The 24,564-nt window shown below is 70.9% G+C and carries 22 protein-coding genes; 17 read left to right on the top strand and 5 right to left on the bottom strand.

Annotation, left to right across the window (positions count from 1 at the left end):
- The first annotated feature begins 285 nt into the window (after positions 1–285).
- The 6 genes from shbA to FM051_RS29335 all read left to right on the top strand — a co-directional run bounded on the left by shbA (position 286) and on the right by FM051_RS29335 (position 7,453).
- Positions 286–984 (top strand): RNA polymerase sigma factor ShbA, encoded by a 699-nt coding sequence (gene shbA, locus FM051_RS29360; RefSeq protein WP_158848947.1) that lies wholly within the window; start codon positions 286–288, stop codon positions 982–984.
- A 22-nt stretch (positions 985–1,006) separates the two neighbouring features.
- Positions 1,007–2,122 (top strand): PfkB family carbohydrate kinase, encoded by a 1,116-nt coding sequence (locus FM051_RS29355; protein ID WP_158848946.1) that lies wholly within the window; start codon positions 1,007–1,009, stop codon positions 2,120–2,122.
- A gap of 415 nt (positions 2,123–2,537) precedes the next feature.
- Positions 2,538–4,607, top strand: coding sequence for a transglycosylase domain-containing protein (locus FM051_RS29350; protein WP_238412729.1), 2,070 nt, complete (start codon positions 2,538–2,540; stop codon positions 4,605–4,607).
- A gap of 308 nt (positions 4,608–4,915) precedes the next feature.
- Positions 4,916–5,806, top strand: a complete 891-nt coding sequence (locus tag FM051_RS29345; protein WP_238412728.1) for a M23 family metallopeptidase — start codon at positions 4,916–4,918, stop codon at positions 5,804–5,806.
- 91 nt (positions 5,807–5,897) lie between these two features.
- Complete coding sequence (locus FM051_RS29340; protein ID WP_158848944.1) at positions 5,898–6,848, top strand: LLM class F420-dependent oxidoreductase; 951 nt, start codon at positions 5,898–5,900, stop codon at positions 6,846–6,848.
- A gap of 2 nt (positions 6,849–6,850) precedes the next feature.
- The gene (locus FM051_RS29335; protein ID WP_202919070.1) at positions 6,851–7,453 is read left to right on the top strand and encodes a TetR/AcrR family transcriptional regulator; all 603 of its coding nucleotides are present in this window, start codon (positions 6,851–6,853) and stop codon (positions 7,451–7,453) included.
- A 12-nt stretch (positions 7,454–7,465) separates the two neighbouring features.
- Here the strand turns inward: FM051_RS29335 and FM051_RS29330 are convergent, their stop codons facing one another.
- Positions 7,466–7,930, bottom strand: a complete 465-nt coding sequence (locus FM051_RS29330; RefSeq protein WP_158848943.1) for a peroxiredoxin — start codon at positions 7,928–7,930, stop codon at positions 7,466–7,468.
- A gap of 125 nt (positions 7,931–8,055) precedes the next feature.
- Between FM051_RS29330 and FM051_RS29325 the strand changes: the two genes are divergently transcribed.
- The 6 genes from FM051_RS29325 (at position 8,056) to treZ (ending at position 17,650) form a co-directional block, all read left to right on the top strand.
- Entirely contained in the window at positions 8,056–8,979 is a 924-nt protein-coding gene (locus FM051_RS29325) for a LacI family DNA-binding transcriptional regulator (protein WP_158848941.1), read from the top strand.
- Positions 8,980–9,100: 121 nt separating this feature from the next.
- The gene (gene malQ / locus FM051_RS29320) at positions 9,101–10,990 is read left to right on the top strand and encodes a 4-alpha-glucanotransferase (protein WP_158848940.1); all 1,890 of its coding nucleotides are present in this window, start codon (positions 9,101–9,103) and stop codon (positions 10,988–10,990) included.
- 89 nt (positions 10,991–11,079) lie between these two features.
- The gene (locus FM051_RS29315) at positions 11,080–11,418 is read left to right on the top strand and encodes a hypothetical protein (RefSeq protein WP_158848939.1); all 339 of its coding nucleotides are present in this window, start codon (positions 11,080–11,082) and stop codon (positions 11,416–11,418) included.
- Positions 11,419–11,469: 51 nt separating this feature from the next.
- Complete coding sequence (gene glgX, locus FM051_RS29310) at positions 11,470–13,590, top strand: glycogen debranching protein GlgX (RefSeq protein ID WP_158848938.1); 2,121 nt, start codon at positions 11,470–11,472, stop codon at positions 13,588–13,590.
- A 101-nt stretch (positions 13,591–13,691) separates the two neighbouring features.
- Positions 13,692–15,899, top strand: coding sequence for a malto-oligosyltrehalose synthase (gene treY, locus FM051_RS29305; protein WP_238412736.1), 2,208 nt, complete (start codon positions 13,692–13,694; stop codon positions 15,897–15,899).
- Positions 15,896–17,650, top strand: coding sequence for a malto-oligosyltrehalose trehalohydrolase (gene treZ, locus FM051_RS29300; protein ID WP_158848936.1), 1,755 nt, complete (start codon positions 15,896–15,898; stop codon positions 17,648–17,650). The genes treY and treZ overlap by 4 nt, the downstream gene beginning before the upstream one ends.
- On the opposite strand, the gene FM051_RS29295 is transcribed toward treZ, so the two are convergent.
- Positions 17,610–18,110 carry an ANTAR domain-containing protein gene (locus tag FM051_RS29295; protein ID WP_158848935.1) on the bottom strand — a complete coding sequence of 167 codons (501 nt, stop codon included), beginning with the start codon at positions 18,108–18,110 and terminating at the stop codon, positions 17,610–17,612. The genes treZ and FM051_RS29295 overlap by 41 nt on opposite strands.
- A gap of 208 nt (positions 18,111–18,318) precedes the next feature.
- Positions 18,319–18,636 carry a hypothetical protein gene (locus FM051_RS29290; RefSeq protein ID WP_158848934.1) on the bottom strand — a complete coding sequence of 106 codons (318 nt, stop codon included), beginning with the start codon at positions 18,634–18,636 and terminating at the stop codon, positions 18,319–18,321.
- Between the two features lie 71 nt (positions 18,637–18,707).
- Here FM051_RS29290 and FM051_RS29285 point away from each other — a divergent pair, with 71 nt between their 5' ends.
- The 3 genes from FM051_RS29285 to FM051_RS29275 all read left to right on the top strand — a co-directional run bounded on the left by FM051_RS29285 (position 18,708) and on the right by FM051_RS29275 (position 20,676).
- A complete protein-coding gene (locus FM051_RS29285) occupies positions 18,708–18,890 on the top strand; it encodes a CsbD family protein (RefSeq protein ID WP_158848933.1) in 183 nt (60 codons plus the stop codon).
- Positions 18,874–19,515, top strand: a complete 642-nt coding sequence (locus FM051_RS29280) for a UdgX family uracil-DNA binding protein (protein WP_158848931.1) — start codon at positions 18,874–18,876, stop codon at positions 19,513–19,515. Before FM051_RS29285 ends, FM051_RS29280 begins: the two co-directional genes overlap by 17 nt.
- A 432-nt stretch (positions 19,516–19,947) precedes the next feature.
- Positions 19,948–20,676: a 3-oxoacyl-ACP reductase family protein gene (locus FM051_RS29275; RefSeq protein ID WP_158848929.1), complete on the top strand. Its 729-nt coding sequence runs from the start codon at positions 19,948–19,950 to the stop codon at positions 20,674–20,676.
- Positions 20,677–20,964: 288 nt separating this feature from the next.
- On the opposite strand, the gene FM051_RS29270 is transcribed toward FM051_RS29275, so the two are convergent.
- Positions 20,965–21,480, bottom strand: a complete 516-nt coding sequence (locus tag FM051_RS29270; RefSeq protein WP_158848927.1) for a lytic polysaccharide monooxygenase auxiliary activity family 9 protein — start codon at positions 21,478–21,480, stop codon at positions 20,965–20,967.
- Between the two features lie 155 nt (positions 21,481–21,635).
- A complete protein-coding gene (locus FM051_RS29265) occupies positions 21,636–22,262 on the bottom strand; it encodes a hypothetical protein (RefSeq protein ID WP_158848925.1) in 627 nt (208 codons plus the stop codon).
- A 342-nt stretch (positions 22,263–22,604) separates the two neighbouring features.
- Between FM051_RS29265 and FM051_RS29260 the strand changes: the two genes are divergently transcribed.
- A complete protein-coding gene (locus tag FM051_RS29260; protein WP_158848923.1) occupies positions 22,605–22,787 on the top strand; it encodes a hypothetical protein in 183 nt (60 codons plus the stop codon).
- A gap of 5 nt (positions 22,788–22,792) precedes the next feature.
- Positions 22,793–24,541, top strand: a complete 1,749-nt coding sequence (locus FM051_RS29255; RefSeq protein ID WP_158848921.1) for an HEXXH motif domain-containing protein — start codon at positions 22,793–22,795, stop codon at positions 24,539–24,541.
- Positions 24,542–24,564: the final 23 nt, after the last annotated feature.

The following is a 24,564-nucleotide window of genomic DNA, read 5'->3' as shown; positions in this document are numbered from 1 at the left end:
GGGTCCGAAGACACGTTCCGCAGGACGCGTGGTTCTACCTCGGTTACTCCGAACCGGGGTTCAGGTTGGTCTATTCGGGTGTTTCGTAATTCGACAAGGTGAAGTAATCGGGAACGGCCACTCGGCCGTTCGGCTCATCCCGGGGTCCCGGCAGGGTGCTGTTCCCACCATGCGGACCCCGATCGTGGTCAGCTTTCGCTTATCCCGTATCAGGAGTCCCGCAGCACGCTCCTCATCAGTGAACCGGGATGTCCGGGCGGTTGACGAGCGTGAGGAGGTCGCCGGATGGTGCAGCACGCATCCGTGCGAGCCGACGTCGGGATCGAGGTCGGCGCGGTTCGCGACGACGCAGGCGTGCCCGGTCGTCCCGACGTCAGGCTGGTGGTGGGCGGCGGCCCGCACCGGGTGACCGCCCGGTGGCTGGCCGAGGCCGACCTGTCCGAAGTGGTCGACGAGGCGCTGCTGGGCGACCAGCGCGCGGTCGGGCAGTTGCTGGCGCGCATCCAGCCGCTGGTGCTGCGCTACTGCCGGGCGCGGGTCGGCTCGCGGGAGCGCACGCTGGTCTCGGCCGAGGACATCGCCCAGGAGGTCTGCCTGGCCGTGGTGTCGGCGCTCGGCAAGTACCGGTACGAACCCGGCTCGTTCCTGGCGTTCGTGTACGGGATCGCCGCGCACAAGGTCGCCGACGCGCGAAGACGGGCGGTGCGCAGCCGGGCCGAGGTCGTGCCCGAACTGCCCGACACCCCGACCCTGGAGGACGGGCCGGAGCAGCGCGCCATGACCGGTGAGCTGATCGGGCACGTCACCGAACTGCTCCAGCGGCTGCCCGACCGGCAGCGGGAGATCCTGGTGCTGCGGGTCGCGGTGGGCCTGTCGGCCGAGGAGACGGCGGCGGCCGTGGGTTCCACGGCCGGGGCGGTGCGCGTCGCGCAGCACCGTGCGCTGGCCCGTATGCGTGAAATGTTCGCGGCTGTCGACGGCTGACCTGGCCTGGCATCGTTGGGGGATGGCCGCCACGCCTCCGTTCGTGCCTCCGCCCGTGCCGCCGCCGCCGAGTTCGTCCTCCTCGCCGGGCCCGTCATCGCCGTCCGGCCCGGCTTCGCCCGTTTTCGACGTGCTGCTGTCCGGCACGGTGTTCCTGGACATCATCTTCACCGGCCTGCCCCGTCCGCCCGCTCCGGGCACCGAGGTGTGGGCCGAGGGCCTCGGCTCGTGCCCGGGTGGGATCGCCAACCTCGCCGTGGCGCTGAGCAGGCTGCAACTGCGGACCGCGCTGTCCGCCGCGTTCGGCGAGGACGCCTACGGCGACTTCTGCTGGGAGGTCCTGTCCGACCAGGAGGGCGTCGACCTCTCCTACTGCCGCCGGTTCTACGGCTGGCACTCCCCGGTGACCGTGTCCATGGCGATGGACCGCGACCGTTCGATGGTGACGCACGGCCACCGGCCTCCGGTGTCGGCCGACGAGATGCTCGACCCGCCGCCCCGGACGCGTGCGTGCTTCGTGCACGTGGGCAGCGAGGACGAGCTGTGGGTGTCGAAGGTCAAGGAGCAGGGCGCGCTGCTGTTCGCCGACATCGGCTGGGACCGGACCGGGCTGTGGGCGCCCGAGCTGCTCAAGCGGCTGGAGCAGTACGACGTGTTCCTGCCCAACGACGCGGAGGCCCAGCGGTACACGCGGTCGGAGACGCCGGAGCGCGCTGCGTGGGCGTTGGCCGAGCACGTGCCCGTGGTGGTGGTGACGCGCGGCGGTGGTGGTGCGGTGGCGGTCGACTCCGGCACCGGCGAGGTGGTGGACGTGCCGGGGCTGAACGTCGCGGCGTTGGACTCGACCGGGGCCGGTGACGTGTTCGGGGCCGGGTTCGTGCTGGGGACGTTGTCCGGGTGGCCGTTGGCACACCGGGTGCGGTTCGCGAACCTGTGCGCCGCGCTGTCGGTGCAGCACTTCGGCGGGTCGCTGTCGGCGCCGGGGTGGGTGGACATCGCCACGTGGTGGCGGACGGTGTCGCGGCGGCCGGACGAGGAGTTGAAGGAGTACGGGTTCCTGGAGGACGTGCTGCCGCACCACGCGGGGGTGGAGGTGCGGCGGGCCAGCGCGACGATCCGGCTGCGCGCTTCCGACTGATCACCGCTCCTCGGACCGGCCGACACGCCGGACACCCCGGCAAGATCACCTGATCGTGATCTTGCGGCGGGCGAACACGTGTTCGATCATTGACGTGTCGCAGTACCGACCGAACCCTCGCGGCGAGGGGGCGGCCTCTCCGCCGGCCGGGCGTGAGGCTGATCACCCTCCCGTGCCTGGCGGGCTCCTCCGTCCGGCCCAGCAGGGTTTGACCACGGTCTCCGGTGGGCAGGAGTAACTTCGACGGCTGTCGTCGGAGATCACGCCGAAAACTTCTGCTCGCCATCGAGCAACCCGCGGCGGTCGTCGTGCGACTTAAGTCAGTGGGGGATTCCCGCGGTGCTCGGAAGGGGTTGCTGGTTCAGTGTTCGCCGCGCGCGCGACAGGTCTGGTCAAGTTGGTGGGGTTGTGCCTGATGGCGGGGGTGCTCGTCGCGGCGGTGCTGTTCCCGGTGGTCGGCGGCCTCGGGCTGGCCTCCAACCGGGCCGCGGACACCGTGGACCAGACCTCAGGTGAGTTGACCAAGGCGGAGCTGCCCCTGGTGAGCACCGTGCTGGACATGAACGGCCAGCCGATCGCCTACCTCTACGACCAGTACCGCATCCCGGTCGCGTCCGAGGACATCTCGGACACCATGAAGGCCGCGATCATCGCGATCGAGGACAAGCGGTTCTACACGCACAAGGGCGTCGACTGGCAGGGCATCGCCCGTGCCGCCGCCAAGGCCGGTGTGGACGGCGAGACGACGCAGGGCGCGTCGACGCTGACCCAGCAGTACGTGAAGAACTACCTGGCGTTCGTCGTCGGCAAGGGCTCCGACGAGGCGTACGAGAAGGCGACCGAGGCCACGATCGGTCGCAAGATCAGCGAGGCCCGGATCGCCACCCAGCTCGAGCAGAAGATGTCGAAGGACGAGATCCTGACGGCGTACCTCAACGTCGTCCCCTTCGGCAACGGCGCGTACGGCGTCGGCGCGGCGGCCCGCACCTACTTCGACACCACCCCGGACAAGTTGACCGTGCCGCAGGCCGCGATGCTCGCCGGGCTGGTCAACGAGCCGAGCAGGCTCAACCCGGGCTCCGACGTGGACGCCGCGATCAAGCGCCGCAACACCGTGATCGACCGGATGCGCGAGAACGGCGCGTTCGGGCCGGACGCGAAGATCGCCGAGGAGAAGGCGAACGAGTACAAGGCCGCCGACATCGGCGTCGTGCCCGACCTGAAGCTGCTGCCCCACGGGTGCGTGGGCTCGGGAGACGGCCCGGTGTACGGCTTCTTCTGCCGCTACCTGCTCGACTACCTGGAGAAGTCGGGCCTGCCGACCGAGGAGATCCTGCGCGGCGGCTACACGATCACCACCACCATGGACCCGGTCGCCACCCGTGCCGCGAAGGACGCCGCCGAGCAGCAGGTGCCCAAGACCCAGCCGGGTGTCGCCAACGCGATGGCCGTGGTGCAGCCGGGGCCGGACAAGCACCGGGTGCGGGCACTGGCCGCCAACCGCGACTTCGGCAACAACGCCGACGCCGGGCAGAGCGCCTACTCGATCCCGGCCGAGGTGACCAGGTTCGGCGCGGGCTCCATCTACAAGGTGTTCACCGCCGCCTCGGCGCTGGAGCGCGGGGTCACGGGCATCGACAAGCAGATCGACGTGCCGAAGACCTACACGTCGAAGGTCTACAAGGACGGCAGCAAGCCGTACACGGTGAAGAACGCGGGCAACTACCCGGAGAAGATGACGCTGACCGATGCGTTGGCGCAGTCGCCGAACACCGCGTTCATCATCCTCGAGGAGAAGGCCGGCCTGAACAACGTGGTCGACATGGCCTACCGGCTCGGCCTGCGCGAGTCGATGCAGGGCGTGGACAACGAGGGCTTCCCGCTCAAGCCGGACGGCTCCAACGGCCCGTCCCAGGGCGACACCTACAAGCGGGACAACAGCGGCTCGTTCACCCTGGGCGCGGGTCCGACCAGCGTGCTGGAGTTGGCCAACGTCTCCGCCACGATCATGAGCGGCGGCAAGTGGTGCCCGCCGACGCCGGTGGAGAAGGTCGTGGACCGCAACGGGCAGCCCGTGCAGCTGAAGGAAGCGCCGTGCGACCAGGCCGTCGCGCCCGAGGTGGCGAACGCGTTGGCCAACGGCATGAGCGCGGACATCAAGCCGAACGGCACGGCCGCCGGTGCGGCGTCGAGCGCGGGCTGGAACCGGCCGATGATCGGCAAGACCGGCACCACCGAGAACCACTGGTCGGTCGCGTTCATGGGTGCCACTCCCCAGTTCGGTGGCGCGGTGATGACGTTCACCGATGGGGTGGCTCCTCAGGTGATTTGCAGCGGTACCCCGCCGAGGCTGTGCGGCAACAACGACCCCGGCGGTGTTTTCGGTGGTCAGGTGGCCGCGCCGACGTGGTTCAAGGCCATGAAGGTGATCCACGAGGGCAAGGAGACCGCCCCGTTGCCCCCGGTGGACCCGCGCTACCGGTAACCGCCTCGGTTACCCACTTCCGTCACGTCTTACGTCACCTCTGACCAGGGCTTTTATAACGGCAGAATGTGGAACGCACGAGTATCTGAACACGCTGTGTAACGATCAGTGGGCTATCTCACCAAAAGGCGCAGCAACCTCGCTTGGGGTTGCCCTTCCTCGTCACATCGGGTTACGGTCCCGGCCGCATGTCACGGTTCGGTCACCATAGGGACACGGCGTCGCTCCCCGAAAGCGGCGCCAACCTGGATCCCCCGCCAGGCGTCCCCGCGGCCGGGCCGTGCTCCCCGATGCAGGAAGGCAGTACCTTGGCACGGCACTCGAAGGCCAGCGGTCGACGCGCGTTCACCGCGCCCCCCAACAGCAACCCCAACCGCCGTTCGCACCGAGCGGAGTGCGAGCGGAAATCCGTCAGCAGCAGGGTCGCGGCCGTCGTGGTCGCGGCGGGCACCCTCACCACCGGCGTCGGCGCGGCGAACGGGTTCGGCAGCGGCGACACCGAGCTCCTCCCGCTCGCCGCCGGCTCCGACCTGGCGGCGGCGTTCCTCCAGACCTCGCATTCCGGAACGCCCGCCATCCGGACGGTGCACGCCGTCGACCCGGGCCTCGAAGCCGCGAAGCTCACGCGGTCCGAGGGGCTCCTCGCCCGGCAGCACGTCGACCAGGCGTTGAAGTACGCCTCGGACGGCTACAACACGCGGCAGGCCGAGCTGGCGCGGCAGAAGGAAGCCGAGGACGCGGAGAAGGCCCGCATCGCCGCCGAGGAGGCGGAGAAGGCCCGCATCGCGGCCGAGGAAGAGGCCAAGAGGCGTCCGAAGACCGTCAAGCCCGCCGAAGGCACGTTCACGTCCGGTTTCGGCGGCCGGTGGGGCACGACGCACTACGGCGTGGACATCGCGAACTCCATCGGCACCCCGATCCTGTCCGTGATGGACGGCGTCGTGGTCGAGGCGGGTCCGGCGTCCGGTTTCGGCCTGTGGGTGCGCGTGCAGCACACCGACGGGACGATCACGATCTACGGGCACGTGAACGAGATCCTCGTGTCCCAGGGCCAGCAGGTGCAGGCCGGCCAGCAGATCGCCACCATGGGCAACCGCGGCCAGTCCACCGGCCCCCACCTGCACTTCGAGGTGTGGGTCAACGGCTCCCAGAAGATCGACCCGGTCGGCTGGCTGGGCGAGCGGGGCATCTCGCTCTGACGGCACCCGGCGCGGCGCACGAAGCCGAATGAGCATACCGACCGGTCGGTACCTGAGGTACCGTGGCGGTTGAGTGCTCAGGGAGGCGATTGTGGGTCGTTGGGGAATCACCCTGCCGTTGACCGGCGTGCCGGTGCTCGACCACCGCGCACTGGTGGGCGAACTGGCCGATCTCGGCTACACCGACGTGTGGTCGGCCGAAACCGCGGGCACGGACGCGTTCACCCCGCTCGCGCTCGCCGCGCAGTGGTCGGACCGGGTCCGGCTGGGCACCGCGATCGCCCCCGTCTACACGCGCGGCCCGGCGACGCTCGCCATGACGGCGGCTTCGCTGGCCGAGGTCTCCGGCGGGCGGTTCGTGCTGGGCATCGGGTCGTCGTCGCCGGTGATCGTGGAGAAGTGGAACGGGGTCGCCTTCACCGAGCCGTTCAAGCGCACGAGGGACACGTTGCGGTTCCTGAAGGCGGCGCTGGCGGGCGAGAAGGTGTCCGAGGAGTACGAGACGTTCTCGGTGCGCGGCTTCCGGTTGGAGCGCGTGCCCGAGCACCGGGTGCCGATCATGCTCGCCGCGCTGCGCCCCGGCATGTTGCGGCTGGCCGGCCGCGAGGCCGACGGCGCCATCACGAACTGGCTCGGCGCCGACGACGTGCCCAAGGTGCGTGCCGAGATGGGCGCGGGCGAGTTGGCCGCGCGGATCTTCGTGTGCCCGACCGAGGACGCCGACGCCGCCCGCGCGTTGGGGCGGATGCTGATCAGCACGTACCTGACCGTCCCCGCCTACGCGGCGTTCCACGACTGGCTCGGGCGCGGTGAGGCGTTGCGGCCGATGCACGAGGCGTGGGCGGCCGGTGACCGGCGTGGCGCGGGTGCGCTCATCCCGGACGAGGTGGTGGACGCGTTGATCGTGCACGGCAGCGTGGACGAGTGCCGGGCGCGGGTGGCGAAGTACGCGTCCAACGGTGTCGACACGCCCGTCATCGCCGTCCTGCCGACCGGCGCGGACCAGTTCGACCTGGTGCGCGCGCTGGCGCCGGGAGCCTGACGGTGGCGCGGCGGACCGGGGCGACGTCCGAGCGGATCGTGGGCGCGGCCGTGCGGTTGTTCGCCGCCAAGGGGTTCGACGCCACGACGGTGCAGGAAGTCGTCGACGCCGCCTCGGTCACCAAAGGCGCGCTCTACCACTACTTCGGGTCCAAGGACGACCTGCTGTTCGAGATCTACCGGTCGCTGATCGGGCGGCAGATGGCCGACCTCGACCGGATCGTGGCGGCCGGGCACGACGCGGCCACCACGGTGCGGCACATCCTGGTCAGCCTGGTCGAGACGACCGCCGAGAGCGTGGACGAGACCGCCGTGTTCGTGCGCGAGATGCACCGGCTGGACGCCGATCGGATGGCGAGTTTCCGGGCCGAGCGGCGGCGGTACCACGAGACGTTCCGGGCGGTGGTCGAGCAGGCGCAGGAGGCGGGGGAGTTCAGCTCCGCGGTGCCGGCCGATACGGCGGTGTTGATCGCGCTGGGTGTGGTCAACCAGCTGCCCACCTGGTACCGGCCGGACGGACCCAAGTCGCCTTCCCGGCTCGGGGAGGAGATCGCCGACTTCATCCTCGCCGGCCTCAGGCCCGAAAGACCCGACGTTCGAGCCTGAGGTCCGGATCGGTCAGGTCGTGCGGTTGGCGTGTTCGCGGAGCACGGTGAGGGCCTTGTCGGCGTGGGTGTTCATGGCGAACTCGGATTTGATGACCTCGATCACGGTCCGGTCGGTGTCGATCACGAACGTGTGCCGCTTCACCGGCAGCGGCCCGAACCGGCGCTTCACGCCGAACTCCGCCGCCACCGAACCGTCACCGTCCGACAGCAGGGGGTAGTCGAAGGCGTGCTTCGCGGCGAACTCGTTCTGCTTGGCCACCGAGTCCGGGCTGATCCCCACCCGCTGCGCCCCGACCTCGGCGAACTCCGCCGCGAGGTCCCGGAAGTGGCAGCTCTCCGCGGTGCAGCCGGCGGTCATCGCGGCCGGGTAGAAGAACAGCACCACGGGGCCGCCGGTGAGCAGGTCGGACAGGCTCCGGGGCTTGCCGTCCTGGTCGGGCAGGGTGAAGTCGGGTGCCGGGTCGCCGGGCTTCATGGGGGGTCCTTCCGCAGGGTGCCGATCGAATCTCGCACGATCGAATCTTGCACGGTGTGCAGGCCGGGTTCACCGTACGGATCTCGCTAGGCTCGTACCAGGCCGGGAGGTGTGAGTTGACGAGCATGTCCGACGTCGCGCGGGCCGCAGGGGTGTCCGCCGCGACGGTGTCGCGGGCGCTGCGCGGCGAACCCGGCGTGTCCGAGGCGACCCGCCGGTACGTCACCGAGGTCGCCAAGCGGATGCGGTACGCGATCGCGCGGGACGCGTCCAGCCTCGCGGGCGGGCGGCGGTACGCCATCGCGGTCCTCACCGCGGACGTGGGCCGGGGCGACCTGCTCGCGGGCGCGGAGGGCGCGTTGCGGCAGGCCGGGTACGACGTCCTGCTCTACGTGCTGCGGGACGACGACGCGCGCAAGCGGTTCTTCGAGGAGTTGCCGCTGGGCCGGCGGGTGGACGGTGTGCTGGCGCTGGCGGTCAACCTCACCGACGCCGAGGACGCCGCGCTGCGGAGCCTGGACGTGCCGGTGGTGGCGGTGTGGGACGACGACCTGCGCGAGGCCCTGCGGCTGGCCGCCGGGCACCTCATGGAGCTGGGGCACCGGGACGTCGCGCTGGTGCTGGCCGGGGACATCGACGAGTCCTACGACGAGTTGCTGATCGCGGAGGGCCTGTCGGTCCGTCCGGAGTGGACGCTGTGGTCGTCCTCGACGGTCGCGGGCGGCGAGCAGGTGGTGGACGCGCTGCTGGACGGCGAACGCCTGCCGACCGCCATCGTCAGCTCCAGCGGCGAGGTGGCGCTGGGCGTGTTCCTGCGGCTGCGCCGCGACGGGCGGGACGTGCCCGGTGACGTGTCGATCGTCAGCCTGGAGGGGCCGGACCTGGCTCGCGCGGTGGGCATCACCGCGGTCGAGGGCGCCTGGCGGGAACGCGGCGAGCACGCGGTGGACGTGTTGCTGGCCGGTCTGCGCGGCGAGGAGGACGAGACCGAACCGCCGTCGGTGCGGCTCGTCGTCCGCGACTCGACGGGGTCGCGCACGGACCGTTGATCGCCCGACGGTGCTGATCACTCGGCTGGGGCATTAACCACGGGCAACTTCCTGCAACCTTCGGGTGACCAAACGTCACCGGCCTGGCTTCAAACCGGAGAGGGGGGCGAAGCTGTCCGACGTGGACGACGAGCTCGCGGCACTGGCCGAGGCCCACGGCGTGGCCACCCACTACGAGGATGCCGCCCAACGCCGGGCGGACGTCGACCCCGATGTGGTGGTGGCCGTGCTCGCGCAGCTGGACGTGGACGCCTCGACACCGGAGGCGGTGCGCCGCGCCCTCGCCGCGCCCAAAGCACCGCCGAGAACACTCGTCCTGCGCGAGGGCGACGTCCTGGACGAGACCGGCACGGTGGAGCTGGAGGAAGGCGGCCGGGTCGAACTGCCCGCCGCGCTGCCGCTCGGCTACCACCGGCTCGGCGAACGCACGGTGATCGTGGCCCCGCGCAAGCTGGCGCCCGTCCCCCGGTCGTGGGGTTGGATGCTCCAGCTCTACGCGATGCGCTCGGCCGAGTCGTGGGGCATGGGCGACTACGGCGACCTCGCCACCCTGGCCCGGCGCAGCGCCGCCGAACTGGGCGCGGGCGTGCTGCTGGTCAACCCGGTGCAGGCGATCAGCCCGACCTCGCCGGTCGAGCGGTCCCCGTACTCGCCGTCCAGCCGCCGCTTCGCCAACCCCCTCTACCTGCGGATCTCCGACATCCCGGCCTACCGCGACGCCGACGCGCGGACCCGCGCGGAGATCGACGCGCTGCGCCCGCCCAACGACACCGAGCTGATCGACTACGACGCGGTGTGGTCGGCCAAGGCGCGAGCGCTCGAACTGCTCTGGCGGCACCAGGAGCACCACGCGCCCGAAGGCGACCTGCTCGACTTCGCCCGGTTCTGCGCGCTGGCCGAGGCGCACGGCCCGGACTGGCGGCAGTGGCCGCCCGAGCAGCGGGACCCGGCCACGGCCACCGCCGATCCCGAGCGGGTGGCGTTCCACGCGTGGCTCCAGGAGCTGTGCGAGGAGCAGTTGGCCGCCGCACGCCGAGCCGCGCACGACGCCGGCATGCCCGTGGGCGTCGTGCACGACCTGCCGGTGGGCGTGCACCCCGGCGGCGCGGACACGTGGGCCGTGCGCGACGCGTTCGCCGCGGACGTCACGGTCGGCGCGCCGCCGGACGCGTTCAGCAGGCTGGGCCAGGACTGGGGCCTGCCGCCGTGGCGGCCGGACCGGCTGGCCGAGCAGGGCTACGAGCCGTTCCGGGCGGTGGTGCGCAGCGTGCTGCGGCACGCGGACGGCATCCGCGTCGACCACGTCGCGGGCCTGTGGCGGCTGTGGTGGATCCCGCCGGGCGAACCGCCCAAGCGCGGCACGTACGTGCACTACGACCCGGACGCGATGCTGGCCGTGCTGACCCTGGAGGCGCACCGCGCCCGAGCGGTCGTCGTGGGGGAGGACCTGGGCACGATCGAGCCGAAGGTCACCGAGGCGCTGCACGAGCACGGCGTCCTCAGCTCCGCGGTGCTGTGGTTCCAGCGCGAGTACGACCTGCCGGACCACCCGCTGATCCCGCCGGAGAAGTGGACCGCGTCGGCGATGGCCAGCATCTCCACCCACGACCTACCGACAGTGGCCGGGTTCCTCGCCGCCGAACACGTTCGGGTGCGAGCCGAACTGGGGCAGTTCGAGGGGCCGGTGGAGCGGGAACTCCAGTCGGCCGAGCGCGAGCGGGGAGAGTTGCTCGAACTGCTCAAGCAGGAAGGCCTGCGTGCCGATGATTTGGTTACCGCGTTCCACAGCCTGCTCGCGAAGGCCCGTTCCGTGCTCGTGCTGACATCGCCACAGGATGCGCTGGGTGAAATCCGCCAGCCCAACCTGCCCGGCACCATCGACCAGTACCCGAACTGGCGCATCCCGCTACCCGTCGCGCTCGCCGACCTGTTCGGCGACCCGAGGGTGCGGCGCGTCGCCGCCGTGCTGGCCGAGGGGCGTGTGCCGGTAGCCGACGGGAGCGGACCGTGAAGCGAAACACCCACGTCACCGCACGCCGCCCAGCAGCGGAGTATCGTCCAAACAGTCACCCGCGCCATGGTTGGAGGTGGCATTCACCCGTGAACACCGACTTGGTGTCCCGTACCGGGCTGGTGCCCGACCAGATCATTCCCCAGAGCGACCCCGTCGACGCCCTCGAAGCGACCGTCGAACGGGTTCTCGTGGCCGTCGGACCGTCGAACCTGGCCGATCCGCTGTCCGGCGCGCGCCGCGCCGAGGAGTCCCTCCGGGACGCCTTGCGGCGCACCGATGTCGGCTCTGACGACGCCCTGGCCCAGGCGGTGGCCTGCGCCGAAGCCGCGTGCGAACACCTGCGCTACTGCGAGCTGCAGGAGGCACGCCTGCTGCTGGTCGCCGCGCGCGGGCAGCTCGTCAGGTCGCACGCGGGCAGGACATGATCTAGAACGGTAGGGGTCGGATCGTCCAAGCTCGTCCGGAGGAATAATCCTGTGCGGCCCTGGCCCGGAACGCCCTACCCGCTCGGCGCCAGCTATGACGGCGTCGGCACCAACTTCACCCTCTTCTCCGAGGTCGCGGACTACGTCGAGCTGTGCCTGTTCGACGACGACGGGACCGAGACCCGTGTGCGGCTGCCGGAGGTGGACGGTTTCGTCCACCACGGCTACATCCTGGGCGTCGGCCCGGGGCAGAAGTACGGCTACCGCGTGCACGGTCCGCACGACCCCGACCGCGGGTTGCGGTGCAACCCGAACAAGCTGCTGATCGACCCGTACGCGAAGGCGATCACCGGCGACGTCGACTGGCACGAGTCGCTGTTCGGCTACCGGTTCGGCAACCCGGAGACCCGCAACGACCAGGACTCGGCCGCCCACGTGCCGCTGTCGGTCGTGGTGAACCCGTTCTTCGACTGGGCGAACGACCGGCCGCCGAAGACGCCGTACAACGAGTCGGTCGTGTACGAGACCCACGTGCGCGGCCTCACCATGCTGCACCCCGAGGTGCCGCCGCGGCTGCGCGGCACGTACGCGGGTCTGGCGCACCCGGTGGTGATCGACCACCTCAAGGCTCTCGGCGTCACGGCGGTCGAGCTGATGCCGGTGCACCAGTTCATCACCGACGACAGGCTGGACCAGAGGGGCCTGCGCAACTACTGGGGCTACAACACGATCGGGTTCTTCGCGCCGCACGCCGGCTATGCGGCGCTACCCGAGTCGGCGAACCAGGTGCAGGAGTTCAAGGGCATGGTGCGCGCCCTGCACGAGGCGGGCATCGAGGTCATCCTCGACGTGGTCTACAACCACACCGCCGAGGGCAACCACCTGGGCCCGACGTTGTCCATGCGCGGTATCGACAACCAGGCCTACTACCGGCTGGGCGACGAGCCGAAGTTCTACACCGACTACACCGGCACCGGGAACTCGCTGAACGTGCGCAACCCGCACACCCTCCAGCTGATCATGGACTCGCTGCGGTACTGGGTGACCGAGATGAGGGTGGACGGGTTCCGGTTCGACCTGGCCGCCACCCTGGCCCGCGAGTTCTACGACGTGGACCGGCTGTCGACGTTCTTCGACCTGGTGCAGCAGGACCCGACGGTGAGCCAGGTCAAGCTGATCGCCGAGCCGTGGGACGTCGGGCCCGGCGGTTACCAGGTCGGCAACTTCCCGCCGTTGTGGACCGAGTGGAACGGCAAGTACCGGGACACGGTGCGCGACTTCTGGCGCGGCCAGCCGGCCACGCTCGGTGAGTTCGCGTCCCGCATCACCGGCTCGTCGGACCTCTACCAGGACGACGGCCGCCGCCCGCACGCGTCGATCAACTTCGTCACCGCGCACGACGGTTTCACGCTCAACGACCTGGTGTCGTACAACCAGAAGCACAACGACGCCAACGGCGAGAACGGCCGGGACGGCGCGGACGACAACCGGTCGTGGAACTGCGGTGTCGAGGGCCCGACCGACGACCCGGAGATCAACGAACTGCGGGCCAGGCAGCGGCGGAACCTGCTGGCCACGATGCTGCTGTCGCAGGGCGTGCCGATGCTGCTGCACGGCGACGAGCTGGGCCGCACCCAGATGGGCAACAACAACGCCTACTGCCAGGACAACGAGGTGTCCTGGGTGGACTGGACGCTCGCCGAGAAGAACCGCGACCTGCTGGAGTTCACCTCGGCGTTGACCGCGTTCCGCAGGCAGCACCCCGTGCTGCGGCGGCGCCGGTTCTTCCAGGGCAAGCCGATCCGCAAGAACGATGAGCTCCGCGATATCGCCTGGTTCACACCTTCGGGTGAAGAAATGACGGAGCAGAACTGGGGTGACGACTTCGGCCGCTGTGTCGTGGTGTTCCTCAACGGCGAAGGCATCCCCGACCTCGACCAGCGCGGTATGCGGGTGCTGGACGACTCGTTCCTGCTCGCGTTCAACGCCCACCACGAGGACATCCGGATCACCCTCCCCGAGGACGGCTACGGTCTGCAGTGGACGGTGGTGGTCGACACCGCGACCGGCGCGGTGACCGCGCCGGACCAGGGCGAACCGGTGCTGTCGGGCGGCACGCTCACGTTGAGCGCGCGCTCTTTGGTGGTGCTCCAGCGGACGGGTCAGGAATGACGGGCGGGCCGGGGACGACGGGCGGGGCGGGCACGACGGGCGGGGCAGAAACGACGGGCGCCCGCGAATCGGCCCAGGAATTGTCGGACCCCGCCGGTAAGATCAAAGCAGGGGTCCCCTGGAGGGGACGCCCGCGAAGCCGTTCGGCCGGGGAGTCGGCGCCCGCGTCCACCTACCGCATCCAGTTCACGCCCGATTTCACCTTCGCCCACGCGGAGGCGGTGGTGGACTACCTGGACGCGCTGGGTGTCGGCGCGCTGTACGCGTCGCCGGTGCTGGAGGCGGTGCCCGGCTCCACGCACGGCTACGACGTGGTCGACCCGACGCGGGCCCGCGAGGAGCTGGGCGGCGAGGCGGGCCGGGTGGCGCTGCACAAGGCGCTCAAACAGGCGGGCCTCGGGTTCGTGCTCGACATCGTGCCCAACCACATGGCGGTCGGCCACGACGACGTCAACGCGTGGTGGTGGGACGTGCTGCGGCACGGCCGCGAGTCCCGGTACGCGAAGTACTTCGACATCGACTGGGACTCCGGGCCGCTGCTGCTGCCGTTCGCCGCCGACGAGGCGTCGGAGGAGGACCACGAGCACTACCGCCTCGTCCACTGGCGGCGCGGCAACACGGAGCTGAACTACCGGCGGTTCTTCGACATCACCTCGTTGGCGGCGGTGCGGGTCGAGGACCCGGAGGTGTTCGAGGCGACCCACGGCGAGGTGCTGCGGTGGGTGGCGGCGGGCGAGGTCACCGGGCTGCGGGTGGACCACCCGGACGGCCTGGCCGACCCCGGCGGGTACGCGCGGCGGCTCAAGGAACGCGCGGGCGTGTGGCTGGTGGTGGAGAAGATCCTCGGCGCGGACGAGCCGGTGCCCGTGAGCTGGCCCGTCGACGGCACCACCGGCTACGACGCGTTGCGCGAGGTGTGCGGGCTGTTCGTCGACCCGGCGGGCGAGGCGGGCTTCACCGCGCTGGCCGAGGAGTTCGGCGTGCCCACGGACTTCGGCGCGGTCGAGCGGGAGTGCCGCGAGCTGGTGGCCCGCACGATCCTGCGCGCCGAGGTGCGCCGGATCGCGGCACTGGTGCGCCACCCGGACCGGGCGCTGGCCGAACAGGCGGTCGCCGAGGTGATGGTCCACTTCCCGGTCTACCGCTCCTACCTGCCCGAAGGGCTGGACGCGTGGACGGCGGCGGTGAGCGCGGCGACGTGCTCGGCGGCGCGGGTGCTGGACCGGCAGGTGCGCGCCGAACCGCGCGGTGAGCTGGCCACCCGCATCCAGCAGACGTCCGGCATGGTCGTCGCCAAGGGCACCGAGGACACCGCGTTCTACCGGTACACCCGGTTCGTGGCGCTCAACGAGGTCGGCGGCGCGCCGGACCGGTTCGGCATGCCGGTGGCGGAGTTCCACGCGCGGGCGGCGTTGCGCGAGGCCGGGTCGCCCGCCTCGATGACGGCGTTGTCCACGCACGACACCAAACGGTCGGAGGACGTGCGGGCACGGCTCGCGGTGCTGGCCGAGGTGCCCGAGGAGTTCGCCGAGCTGGTGCGCCGGTGGACCGCCGCGCACCCGATCGACGAGCCGTCGCTGAACATGCTGGCGTGGCAGTCGCTGGTCGGGGCGTGGCCGATCACCCCCGAGCGGATGCGCGCCTACCTGGACAAGGCGGCCAAGGAGTCGAAGGTCCGCACCACGTGGGTCGACCACGACGAGGAGTTCGAGGCGGCCGTGGCGGCGTGGCCGGAGCAGGTGCTGGCCGGTCCGGTGGCCGCCGAGGTGGCGTCGTTCGTCGACCGGGTCGTGGCGCCGGGCTGGTCGAACGCCCTGGGGCAGAAGCTGGTGCAGCTGACCGCGCCCGGTGTGCCGGACGTCTACCAGGGCACCGAGCTGTGGGACCTGTCGCTGGTCGACCCGGACAACCGCCGCCCGGTGGACTACGACGTGCGGCGGCGGCTGCTGGCCCGGATCGAGGACGGCTGGCTGCCGGCCGTGGACGACTCGGGCGCGGCGAAGCTTCTCGTCGTGCAGCGCACGCTGCGGCTGCGTCGTGACCGGCCGGAGCTGTTCCGCGGCTACCGGCCGTTGTCGGCGTCGGGTGCGGCGGGATCGCACGTAGTCGCGTTCGAGCGGACCGGTCTGGTTGCGGTGGCGACGCGGCTTCCGGTGGGGTTGGCGAACGCGGGCGGCTGGGGCGACACGGTGCTGCCGCTGCCGCCGGGGGAGTGGACCGACGTGCTCACCTCCCGTCCCGCGACCCCGCTGCTGGCGGATCTGTTGGACCACTACCCGGTGGCACTGCTGGTCAGAGGAGATCTGTGAGTTTCTCGGTGTGGGCGCCGTCGCACGAGCGCGTCCAGGTTCGGGTCGGCGGTCGGGACCACGGGATGGCGGCCGGGGAAGGCGGGTGGTGGCACTCGGACGTCCCGAGCGTCCCGGGCACCGACTACGCGTTCGTGCTCGACGGCTCCGGTGACGCCCTGCCCGACCCCCGGTCGTCGTGGCAGCCGAACGGGGTGCACGCAGCGTCACGGGTGTACGACCACAACACTTTCGAGTGGACTGACCGGTCGTGGACGGGTCGCGGGTTGCCGGGTGCGGTGGTATACGAGCTGCACATCGGCACGTTCACGTCCGCCGGGACGTTCGACGGCGCGGTGGAGCGGCTGGACCACCTGGTGGAGCTGGGTGTCACGCACGTCGAGGTGATGCCGGTCAACTCGTTCGACGGCACGGCGGGCTGGGGTTACGACGGGGTGCTGTGGGGCGCGGTGCACGAGCCGTACGGCGGGCCGGACGGGTTCAAGCGGTTCGTGGACGCGTGCCACGGGCGTGGGCTGGCCGTGCTGCTGGATGTCGTCTACAACCACCTCGGGCCGTCCGGCGCGTACCTGGACCGGTTCGGGCCGTACTTCGCGGGCAGCAACGACTGGGGTCCCGGCCTGAACCTCGACGGCGCGGGCTCCGACGAGGTGCGCCGGTACGTCGTCGACAACGCGTTGGGCTGGCTGCGGGACTTCCACGTGGACGGGCTGCGACTGGACGCCGTGCACGCGCTCGTGGACCGCAGCGCGCTGCACGTGCTGGAGCAGTTGGCGGTGGAGGTGGACGCGTTGTCGGCCGCCGTTGGCCGCCCGTTGACGTTGATCGCCGAATCGGACCTCAACGACGCCCGGCTGGTGACCGCGCGGGAGGGCGGCGGCTACGGCCTGCACGCCCAGTGGTCCGACGACCTGCACCACGCGCTGCACGTGGCGTTGAGCGGTGAGACGTTCGGCTACTACCCCGACTTCGAGGGCCGGCTGGCCGAGACGTTGCGCGAGGTGTTCTTCCACGCGGGCACGTGGTCGTCGTTCCGGGGCAGGCACCACGGCCGCCCGGTGGACCGCGACCGGCTGCCCGGCTACCGGTTCCTCGCCTACCTGCAGAACCACGACCAGGTCGGCAACCGCGCCACCGGCGACCGGCTGTCGGCGACGGTGCCGTGGCAGCGGCAGGCGGTGGGCGCGGCCATCGTATTTTGTATGCCGTATACGCCGATGATCTTCATGGGCGAGGAGTGGGCGGCGAGCACGCCGTGGCAGTTCTTCGCGTCGTTCCCGGACCCGGAGCTGGCCGAGGCGGTGCGCACCGGGCGGCGGCGCGAGTTCGGCCGGCACGGGTGGGGCGAGTCTGAGGTGCCCGACCCGATCGACCCGGAGACCGTGCGCCGGTCCACGTTGCGCTGGGACGAGGTGTCCACGCCCGGCCACCGCGAGCTGTTCGACCTGTACCGGGCGTTGATCGCGCTGCGCCGGTCACGGCCGGAGCTCGTCGATCCGCGGCTGGACCGGTTCGTGGTGCGGGAAGAGGGCTCGGTGCTGGTGCTGCACCGGGGTTCGCTGCGGGTGGTGTGCAACCTCGGGGAGGACGCCGAGGTGCGGCTCGACGTCGAGGCGGGCGAGGTGTTGCTCGCGTCGGCGGAGGTGAAGGTGGACGGGCAGGCGGTGCACCTGCCCGCCGACTCCTTCGCGATCCTCGAGTCCGCGTCGGTCACTCCGCGGATTCCTGGGCGAGCCAGCCGACCTCGGTGAGCTTCTCGGCGAGCAGCTGACCGGCCAGCGTCACCTGGTCGGCCAGCTGTCTTCGCACCTCGGGCCGGTCGTCCCCGGAGTCCTGGGCCGCGTCGTAGGCCGCGACCAGCCGCCGCGCCGCCTGCACCACCTCCACACCGGGCCACTCGGAGGCGGCGACCCGGCCGTCCGGCTCGGTGGACGAGTGCACGGCCCGCACGGCCTGGCGCGGGCCCAGCTCCGCGGCGAGGTCGAGCAGCTTCAGCGCGATCGTGTGCAGCTTCACGTTGTGGTGCTGCGACATCCGCACGAGCAGCTGGAAACCCTCCTGGGGCGTGCAGCCCTGCACCGCGGATATCAGTCCGGTGGCCTGCCCGATCACGGTGCGGGTCTGCACCGCCTTGCGCAGTCCCACGATCTCGGCCTCGAGGCTGGCGATCCGCGCGGTCAGCGAATCGTCATGGCCGTTGTCCCCGACCACGGTCGGGCTCCTCTCTCGCACGTCGGTACCGGTCAGCCAGGCCAGCAGTGCGAGAGCGTCCGGACACGCGGGTGCCAGCACCGGCAAGCCCACAGCTCTCGCTGACCCTGGTGCCCTCTCGGGTGCCGGGTGGCTTGCGGCTGGCTTTTCAACCGCGTAGACGATCACCGTAGTAGAGGACGGGCCGTCCGGTGCAACTGGAGGGGTTTCAGCGCGGCGGGAGCACGCAGAACTCGTTGCCCACAGGGCGGTGTTTGATGGCCGCTGCTCCGCAGACGGCGGGCTCGGTCGCCTGGAAGTCGGGCGCTCGCGCCTGATTTCCCGACGATCGAAAAGCGTGATCGCCGGGAAATGAGTCGCGAGCGACCGACGCGACCTCGCAGGGTGGGGCGCTGTACTCGACCCCCTTCGGGTCCTTCCAGCGGCGCGTGACGCGGTGGCCGAGGGCCTCGCACCAGAACTCCTCCAGGGCGCTGACCTGGTCCGATGGGCAGTCGACGGCGATGGCGAGGATGTGTGCGGTCATGTGGTCGGAGTTTCCCCGTCCGGGCGCCGGGTACCCCTCGGAGGAACGAGAAGCTGACGAGAGGACCGGTCATGGGGACCGACGACAAGGTCAACAACAAGGCCGAAGAACTCAAGGGCAAGGCCAAGGAAGCGGTCGGCGACGCCACCGACAACGAGCAGTGGCAGGCCGAGGGCCGCGCCGAGCGCGCCAAGGGCTCGCTGAAGCAGGCCGGGGAGAAGGTCAAGGACGCCTTCCGTGGCGACGACCGCTAGTCGCACGTCCAGCGCCGCCCCGTTCGTGCCCGAGGGTGCGGACCTGGCGGCGCTCCGGCGTGCCGCCGCCGGGTGCCGTGGCTGTGAGCTGTACAAACCGGCCACGCAGACGGTGTTCGGCGCGGGACCGGCGGACGCCAGGCTGATGCTGGTCGGCGAGCAGCCCGGTGACGTCGAGGACCGGCAGGGCGAGCCGTTCGTCGGGCCCGCCGGTCGGCTGCTGGACAAGGCGCTGGACGAGGCCGACCTGGCCAGGGAAGGCGTCTACCTGACCAACGCGGTCAAGCACTTCAAGTTCGTGCCCGCCGAGCGCGGGAAGCGGCGCATCCACAAGACACCGGCGCGTGGTGAGATCGCGGCCTGCCTGCCGTGGCTGCGGGCCGAGCTGGCGCAGGTGCGGCCCGCGCTGGTCGTGTGCCTGGGTGCGACGGCGGCCAAGGCCGTGCTGGGGAACAGCTTCAAGGTCAGTGAACGCCGGGGGCAGGTGGAGCACGCCGAGGACTACGACGTCGACGTCATCGCCACCGTGCACCCGTCGGCGGTGCTCCGCGCTCCGGACCGGGACGAGGCGTACCAGGGCTTCCTGGCCGACCTGCGGGTCGTGCGGTCGCATCTGGGGAAGTGAACCGGCTGGAACTGCCGGGACTGCTGGAACTGCCGGGACTGCTGGAACTGCCGGGACTGCTGGAACTGCCGGGACTGCTGGAACTGCCGGGACTGCTGGAAACGTGAAGCGGCCCCCTGACCGCTTCCCGCACCAGGTGCGGGCCGAGCTGGACTGGGCTCGGGGTCACGGGGGCCGGGTGGCTGCCTGGGATTCGCCCAGACCACCTGGGAAAGGTCGGTCCTAGCGGACAGCCACCTCACGACGAGTCCTATAGCTATTCAACTTCGGACCACCTCCTTCCTCGTGTACCTCGAACCTATGCGAGCCGCGGCGGGCCTCGCAACGGAAATTCCGGTTCGGTCCAGGGGGAGCCCGGTCACACGTGCGGCGGGGGACGTGAGGTCCGTTTCCCGCCGGACTTGATCACCTCCGCGCTGCAGGATCGGTGGCATGGATCTCGAAGGCAAGGTCGCCCTCGTCACGGGTGGCAGCAGGGGTATCGGGGCCGCGATCGCGGTGCGGTTGGCGGAGTTGGGCGCGGATGTCGCGATCACGTACCAGAGCGGTGCGGGTGACGTGGTCGACCGGGTGAAGGGGCTCGGGCGGCGGGTGGTCGCCGTTCAGGCGGACAGCGGTGACGCGGAGGCCGTTGGCGCGGCGGTCGAGGAGACCGTGGCGGTGTTGGGGCGGTTGGACGTGCTGGTCAACAACGCCGGGGCGTTCATCATCGCGCCCGTGGAGGACCTGGGGGTGGCGGAGTTCGACCGGACGTTCGACGTGAACGTGCGCGGGGCGTTCCTGGCGGTGAAGGCGGCGCTGCCGCACCTCGGGGACGGTGGGCGGATCATCGGGATCGGCAGCAACGTCGCCGAGCGCGCGGTGTTCCCCGGGTTTTCGCTGTACGCCGCGAGCAAGGCCGCGTTGGTGGGGTTGACGAAGGCGTTGGCGCGGGAGTTGGGGCCGCGGGGGATCACGGTGAACCTCGTGCACCCCGGCGCGACCGACACCGACCTGAACCCGGCGGACGGGCCGGGCGCCGACGTGGTGCGCGGCTTCACGGCGGTCGGGCGTTACGCGGAGCCTCACGAGGTCGCCGCGGCGGTCGCGTTCCTGGCGTCGGACGAGGCCCGGTACGTGACGGGCGCTCAGCTGCACGTAGACGGCGGCTTCACCGCCTGACCCACCCGAGGTCGAACCTCCAGACCCCGAGAGTCCTACGTTCAGACCGCGAGAGTCCTACGTTCAGAGCGCGTGAGTCCTACGTTCAGGGCCCCCGAGTTCAACGCTCAGGTTCGCTCGGACTGGGCGTCCGCACGTTCTGAGTGTTGAACTCACCTGTTCTGAACGTAGGACTCACGCAACCTGAACGTAGGACTCTCGCGGTTTGAGTGTTCGACTCTCGGGACTTGAGGGTTCGACTCTCGCGTGCGGTGGGTGGGGCGTGCGGTGGGCACGCCCCGCTTTTGGTCAGCTCGCGTTCACGTCGATGCAGGCGTAGAACGCGTTCGACGTGTCGCCGATGTTCCAGATGGCGAGCACCGTCTGGCGGCCGGAGGCGCCCAGGTTCACCGTGTGCGACACGGTGGCCGGGGGCTGCTGGTTGCCGCCGTCGAAGAAGCCGACCCGCCGGCCGCCCACGTAGTACTCGTAGTTGGCGGTGCGGTGCCGTGCGGTGAAGGTCCAGTTGAACGTGACGGTCCGGCCGGTGTTCGCGACCTTCCAGCCCTTGTTGTTGTTGTTCAGCTCGGCGAACCGGGCGACGCCGCCGTTGCAGCTGCGCAGGCCCTTCGGGCCCTCGACGCTCTGCGGCTCGTACTTGATGTCACCGCAGGACACCTGGTTGCGGGCGCACTGGGCTTGGCGGCTGGGCGGTGACGACACGTACCCATGGGCGAAAGCGGGCGCCGATGGCAGGGCGACCGTCACGAGTGGCGCGGCGAGAACGCCTGCCGCCACCGCGGCGATCCTTCGGCGGAGTGACATGGGGACTCCTCTGGTCGGGATGGGCGGAAACGCTTGTGGCGAACGCCAACCCGAGTGCGCGTGGGGGAAACAGGCGTTCACCCAAACGCGGCGGCAGGTCTAGACCATACTCTCCGTGATTGCCCGGTGACAACACCTGAACCGGCCGGTCGCGGTCATCCGTCCCCTTCCGGCCGGAACGCGCGTTCGACGTGCGCACGCAGCTCCTCGGCACCCAGCACGGTGGTCAGCGGCGAGTCGGCGATCGCGGTGGACCGCTCGTCGACGCTCCCGGCGATGGCGTCCGCGGTGCGCCCGCTGCCGCGCAGCACCACCAGCGGCCGGTTGCGGCCCAGGCTGTGCTCGGCGTCGTCGAACGTGATCGCGCCCCCGTTCACCAGCACGGTCAGCGAGGGCTGCGACCCGGCCACCACGTCCGCCACGTCGGCGAGCCACGGCGACTCGTCACCCCACGTCCCACCGGGCACCAGCACCAGGTGCGTGTGGTTCGGCTCGAACGCGGCCACGTCGACGGCGACCTCGGCGGCCACCCCGATCAACGGGAACCGACCACCCGCCGCCGCCCGCGCCCGCCCGACGGCCCGCATCACGCCGGTGTCCGTGCCGCCGTCGACCACCACGGCGCCGCACTCGTCCAGCAGCGGCACCAGGTCGCGCAGCACCAGTTCCAACGACTCCAGGCCGGCCCGGTCCATCCCGTCGGCACCGCCGACCAGCACCAGCACCGGCCGGCCCAGCGGCAGACCCGCTCCGCCCAGCTCCGCCTTCGACGTGACCCTCACTGCGCTCCGCACACTGCCAACCCAACGATGTCCGCGATGTCCACGAACGGCGACCGTAGCGTGCAGGACCTCGTGTCGAGCCGCAACGGACGGCTGCCCGGCCGAGGGTGTGTCCCGGCGGTCAGGCCGGCGTCGTCCGGGAATACCCGCACGGGTCGGCAAGGGCAGGTGTGCCGCAGCGAGTCCGCCGTGCGGCTGCAGGACGGGTTTACCGCGGGAGGCGGCGGAAGCGGGGCCGTTCGTCGTAGACCTGACGGCCGTTGGCGGATTATCCGGCTGGGCGCTCCCGGACATGTGCGTGTTCGTGCATGATGGAATCGGGCGGTATCGGGAGGCGGCCTTATGACCGTGGAAACACCGGAAGAACTGTCCTCGGACTTGTTGGATCTGACCTCGACGTCGTTGTCCGAGATGAGAACGCTGCGCAGCACCGTGCTGGACCAGGCCGTTCACCGCACGCTCGACCGGTTCCGGTCGGGGGACTTCGGTGATTCGGTCCAAACCCAGTCCCAGAACAGCGGGTAGCCGGGGTGAACGCGCTCGAGCTGCGTACGCACCGCTTGCCGCGCTTCGTGTTCGAGGAGATCTGCTCGGGGTCGGTGTCCGCAGTCGGGATGGCAATTTTGCGGAGAACCCAGTACAGCGTCCGCAGGCTCCGCTTGCGCGCTTTCCTGGAGGCCGCTTCTCCGGTCACCGCACGGCTCGGTCCGTTCGCGGACCTGGACCGGACGTGGACATTGTTGGCGGAAGTGGAACGGGTCGCGCCGGAAGTGGTGGAAGACGTCCTGATGCACCACTCGGTGGGCGTCTGGTTGAGCCGCGCGCTGCGCCAGGTGCTGGGAACCGCGGGCGACGCCACCCCGTTGTGGTCGGAGGTCGGCTGGTTCCACGCCGTCGCCGCCGCGGCTGCAGTCCGAAGTGGACACCCGTGTGCGGTCACCGTGCCGGTCGTGCACGGTGCGGTGACGTTGCCGACGGTGGGCGCGTACCGGTTGTCCGGGCGTTTCCCGGTGGGGCAGGCGCGGCTGGTCAACTCGGCGTCCGGGACGACGGTCGAGGTGCCGGGGCCCGTCGAGTGGCAGCCCGTCCGGCGGCACCGCGGTTCGGCGCGGGGACGGACGGTCGACGTGGTGGTGGACGACCTCGGGCCGTACCGCGAGTTCACCGGGCCGGTGCCGCCGGATCCGCTGAGCGACAGCGAGTGGGACGAGTGGCGCAAACTCCTCGACGAGGCGTGGGAGCTGTTGACCGCGCGGCACCCCGGCCCGGCGGAGGAGCTGTCGGCCGGGTTGTCGACCGTGGTGCCGTTGGACGCGCGGCGCGATGTGTTCGCGGCGTCCTCGGCGGCGGCGTTCGGGGCGATCGCCATGTCGCCGAAGCGGTCCGCGACGGAGTTCGGCGAAGCGCTCGTGCACGAGTTGCAGCACTCCAAGGTCAACGCGCTGCTCGACCTGGTCGACCTGCACACCGCTGACGGCGAGCCGCGGCACTACGCGCCGTGGCGGGACGACCCCCGGCCCGTCGACGGGCTGCTGCACGGCGTGTACGCCTTCGTCAGCGTGGTGGAGTTCTGGCACGCCCAGCGCGGTCTCGTGCCCGCCGCCCTGGCCCGCCGTGCCGAGTTCAACCTCGCCTACCGGGCCCGTCAGGTCGGTATCGCCGTGGACGGCGTGCGCGGCCTGGTCGACCTCACCGATCTGGGGCGCGAGTTCGTCGCGTCGGTGGCCGTGCGGCTGGCGGCGTGCGACCCGGCTGACGTGGCACCTGAAATGGCTTCCGCCGCCGAGGAGATCATCGCCGAACACGCGATCACCTGGCGGTTGCGGCACGTCCGCCCCGATCCGCGGGTGGTCGGGGACGTGGTCGCGGCGTGGCCGGACCGGCACCCGTACGCCGGTGACGCCGGTGAAAGAGGTCGCGGCTCGGTGGTGCCGACGACGGGTTCGGGTGAGTCGCTGCTCGCGGCCCTGCTCAAGCTGCGCGTGCTGGATCCGCGCGAGTTCGACCGGGTGCCGTACCGGGAAGGGCCGGACTTCGCCTACCTGCGCGGCGAACGTGAGGTGGCCGCCGATGGCTATGCCGCGAGGCTGCACGACGCGCCGCACGACCTCGCCGCGTGGGCAGGCTTGGGGCTCGCGCTGGATTCCGCAGTGATGCGGCGCGTTCCCGAGCTGGTGCGGGCGGTGCACCACGGCGTGGCGGCGCGGACCGGTGTCGCGCCGCCGCCGGTGGAGCTGGTGGCCTGGTTCGACCGAGCCGACTCCACCGGCGTCCGGTAGACGGCGCCGACCGCGTCAGAGCG

The sequence above is a fragment of the Saccharothrix deserti genome (genome assembly GCF_009769385.1).
GTDB lineage: Bacteria > Actinomycetota > Actinomycetes > Mycobacteriales > Pseudonocardiaceae > Actinosynnema > Actinosynnema deserti.
This window is presented reverse-complemented; position numbering and strand designations above follow the sequence as displayed.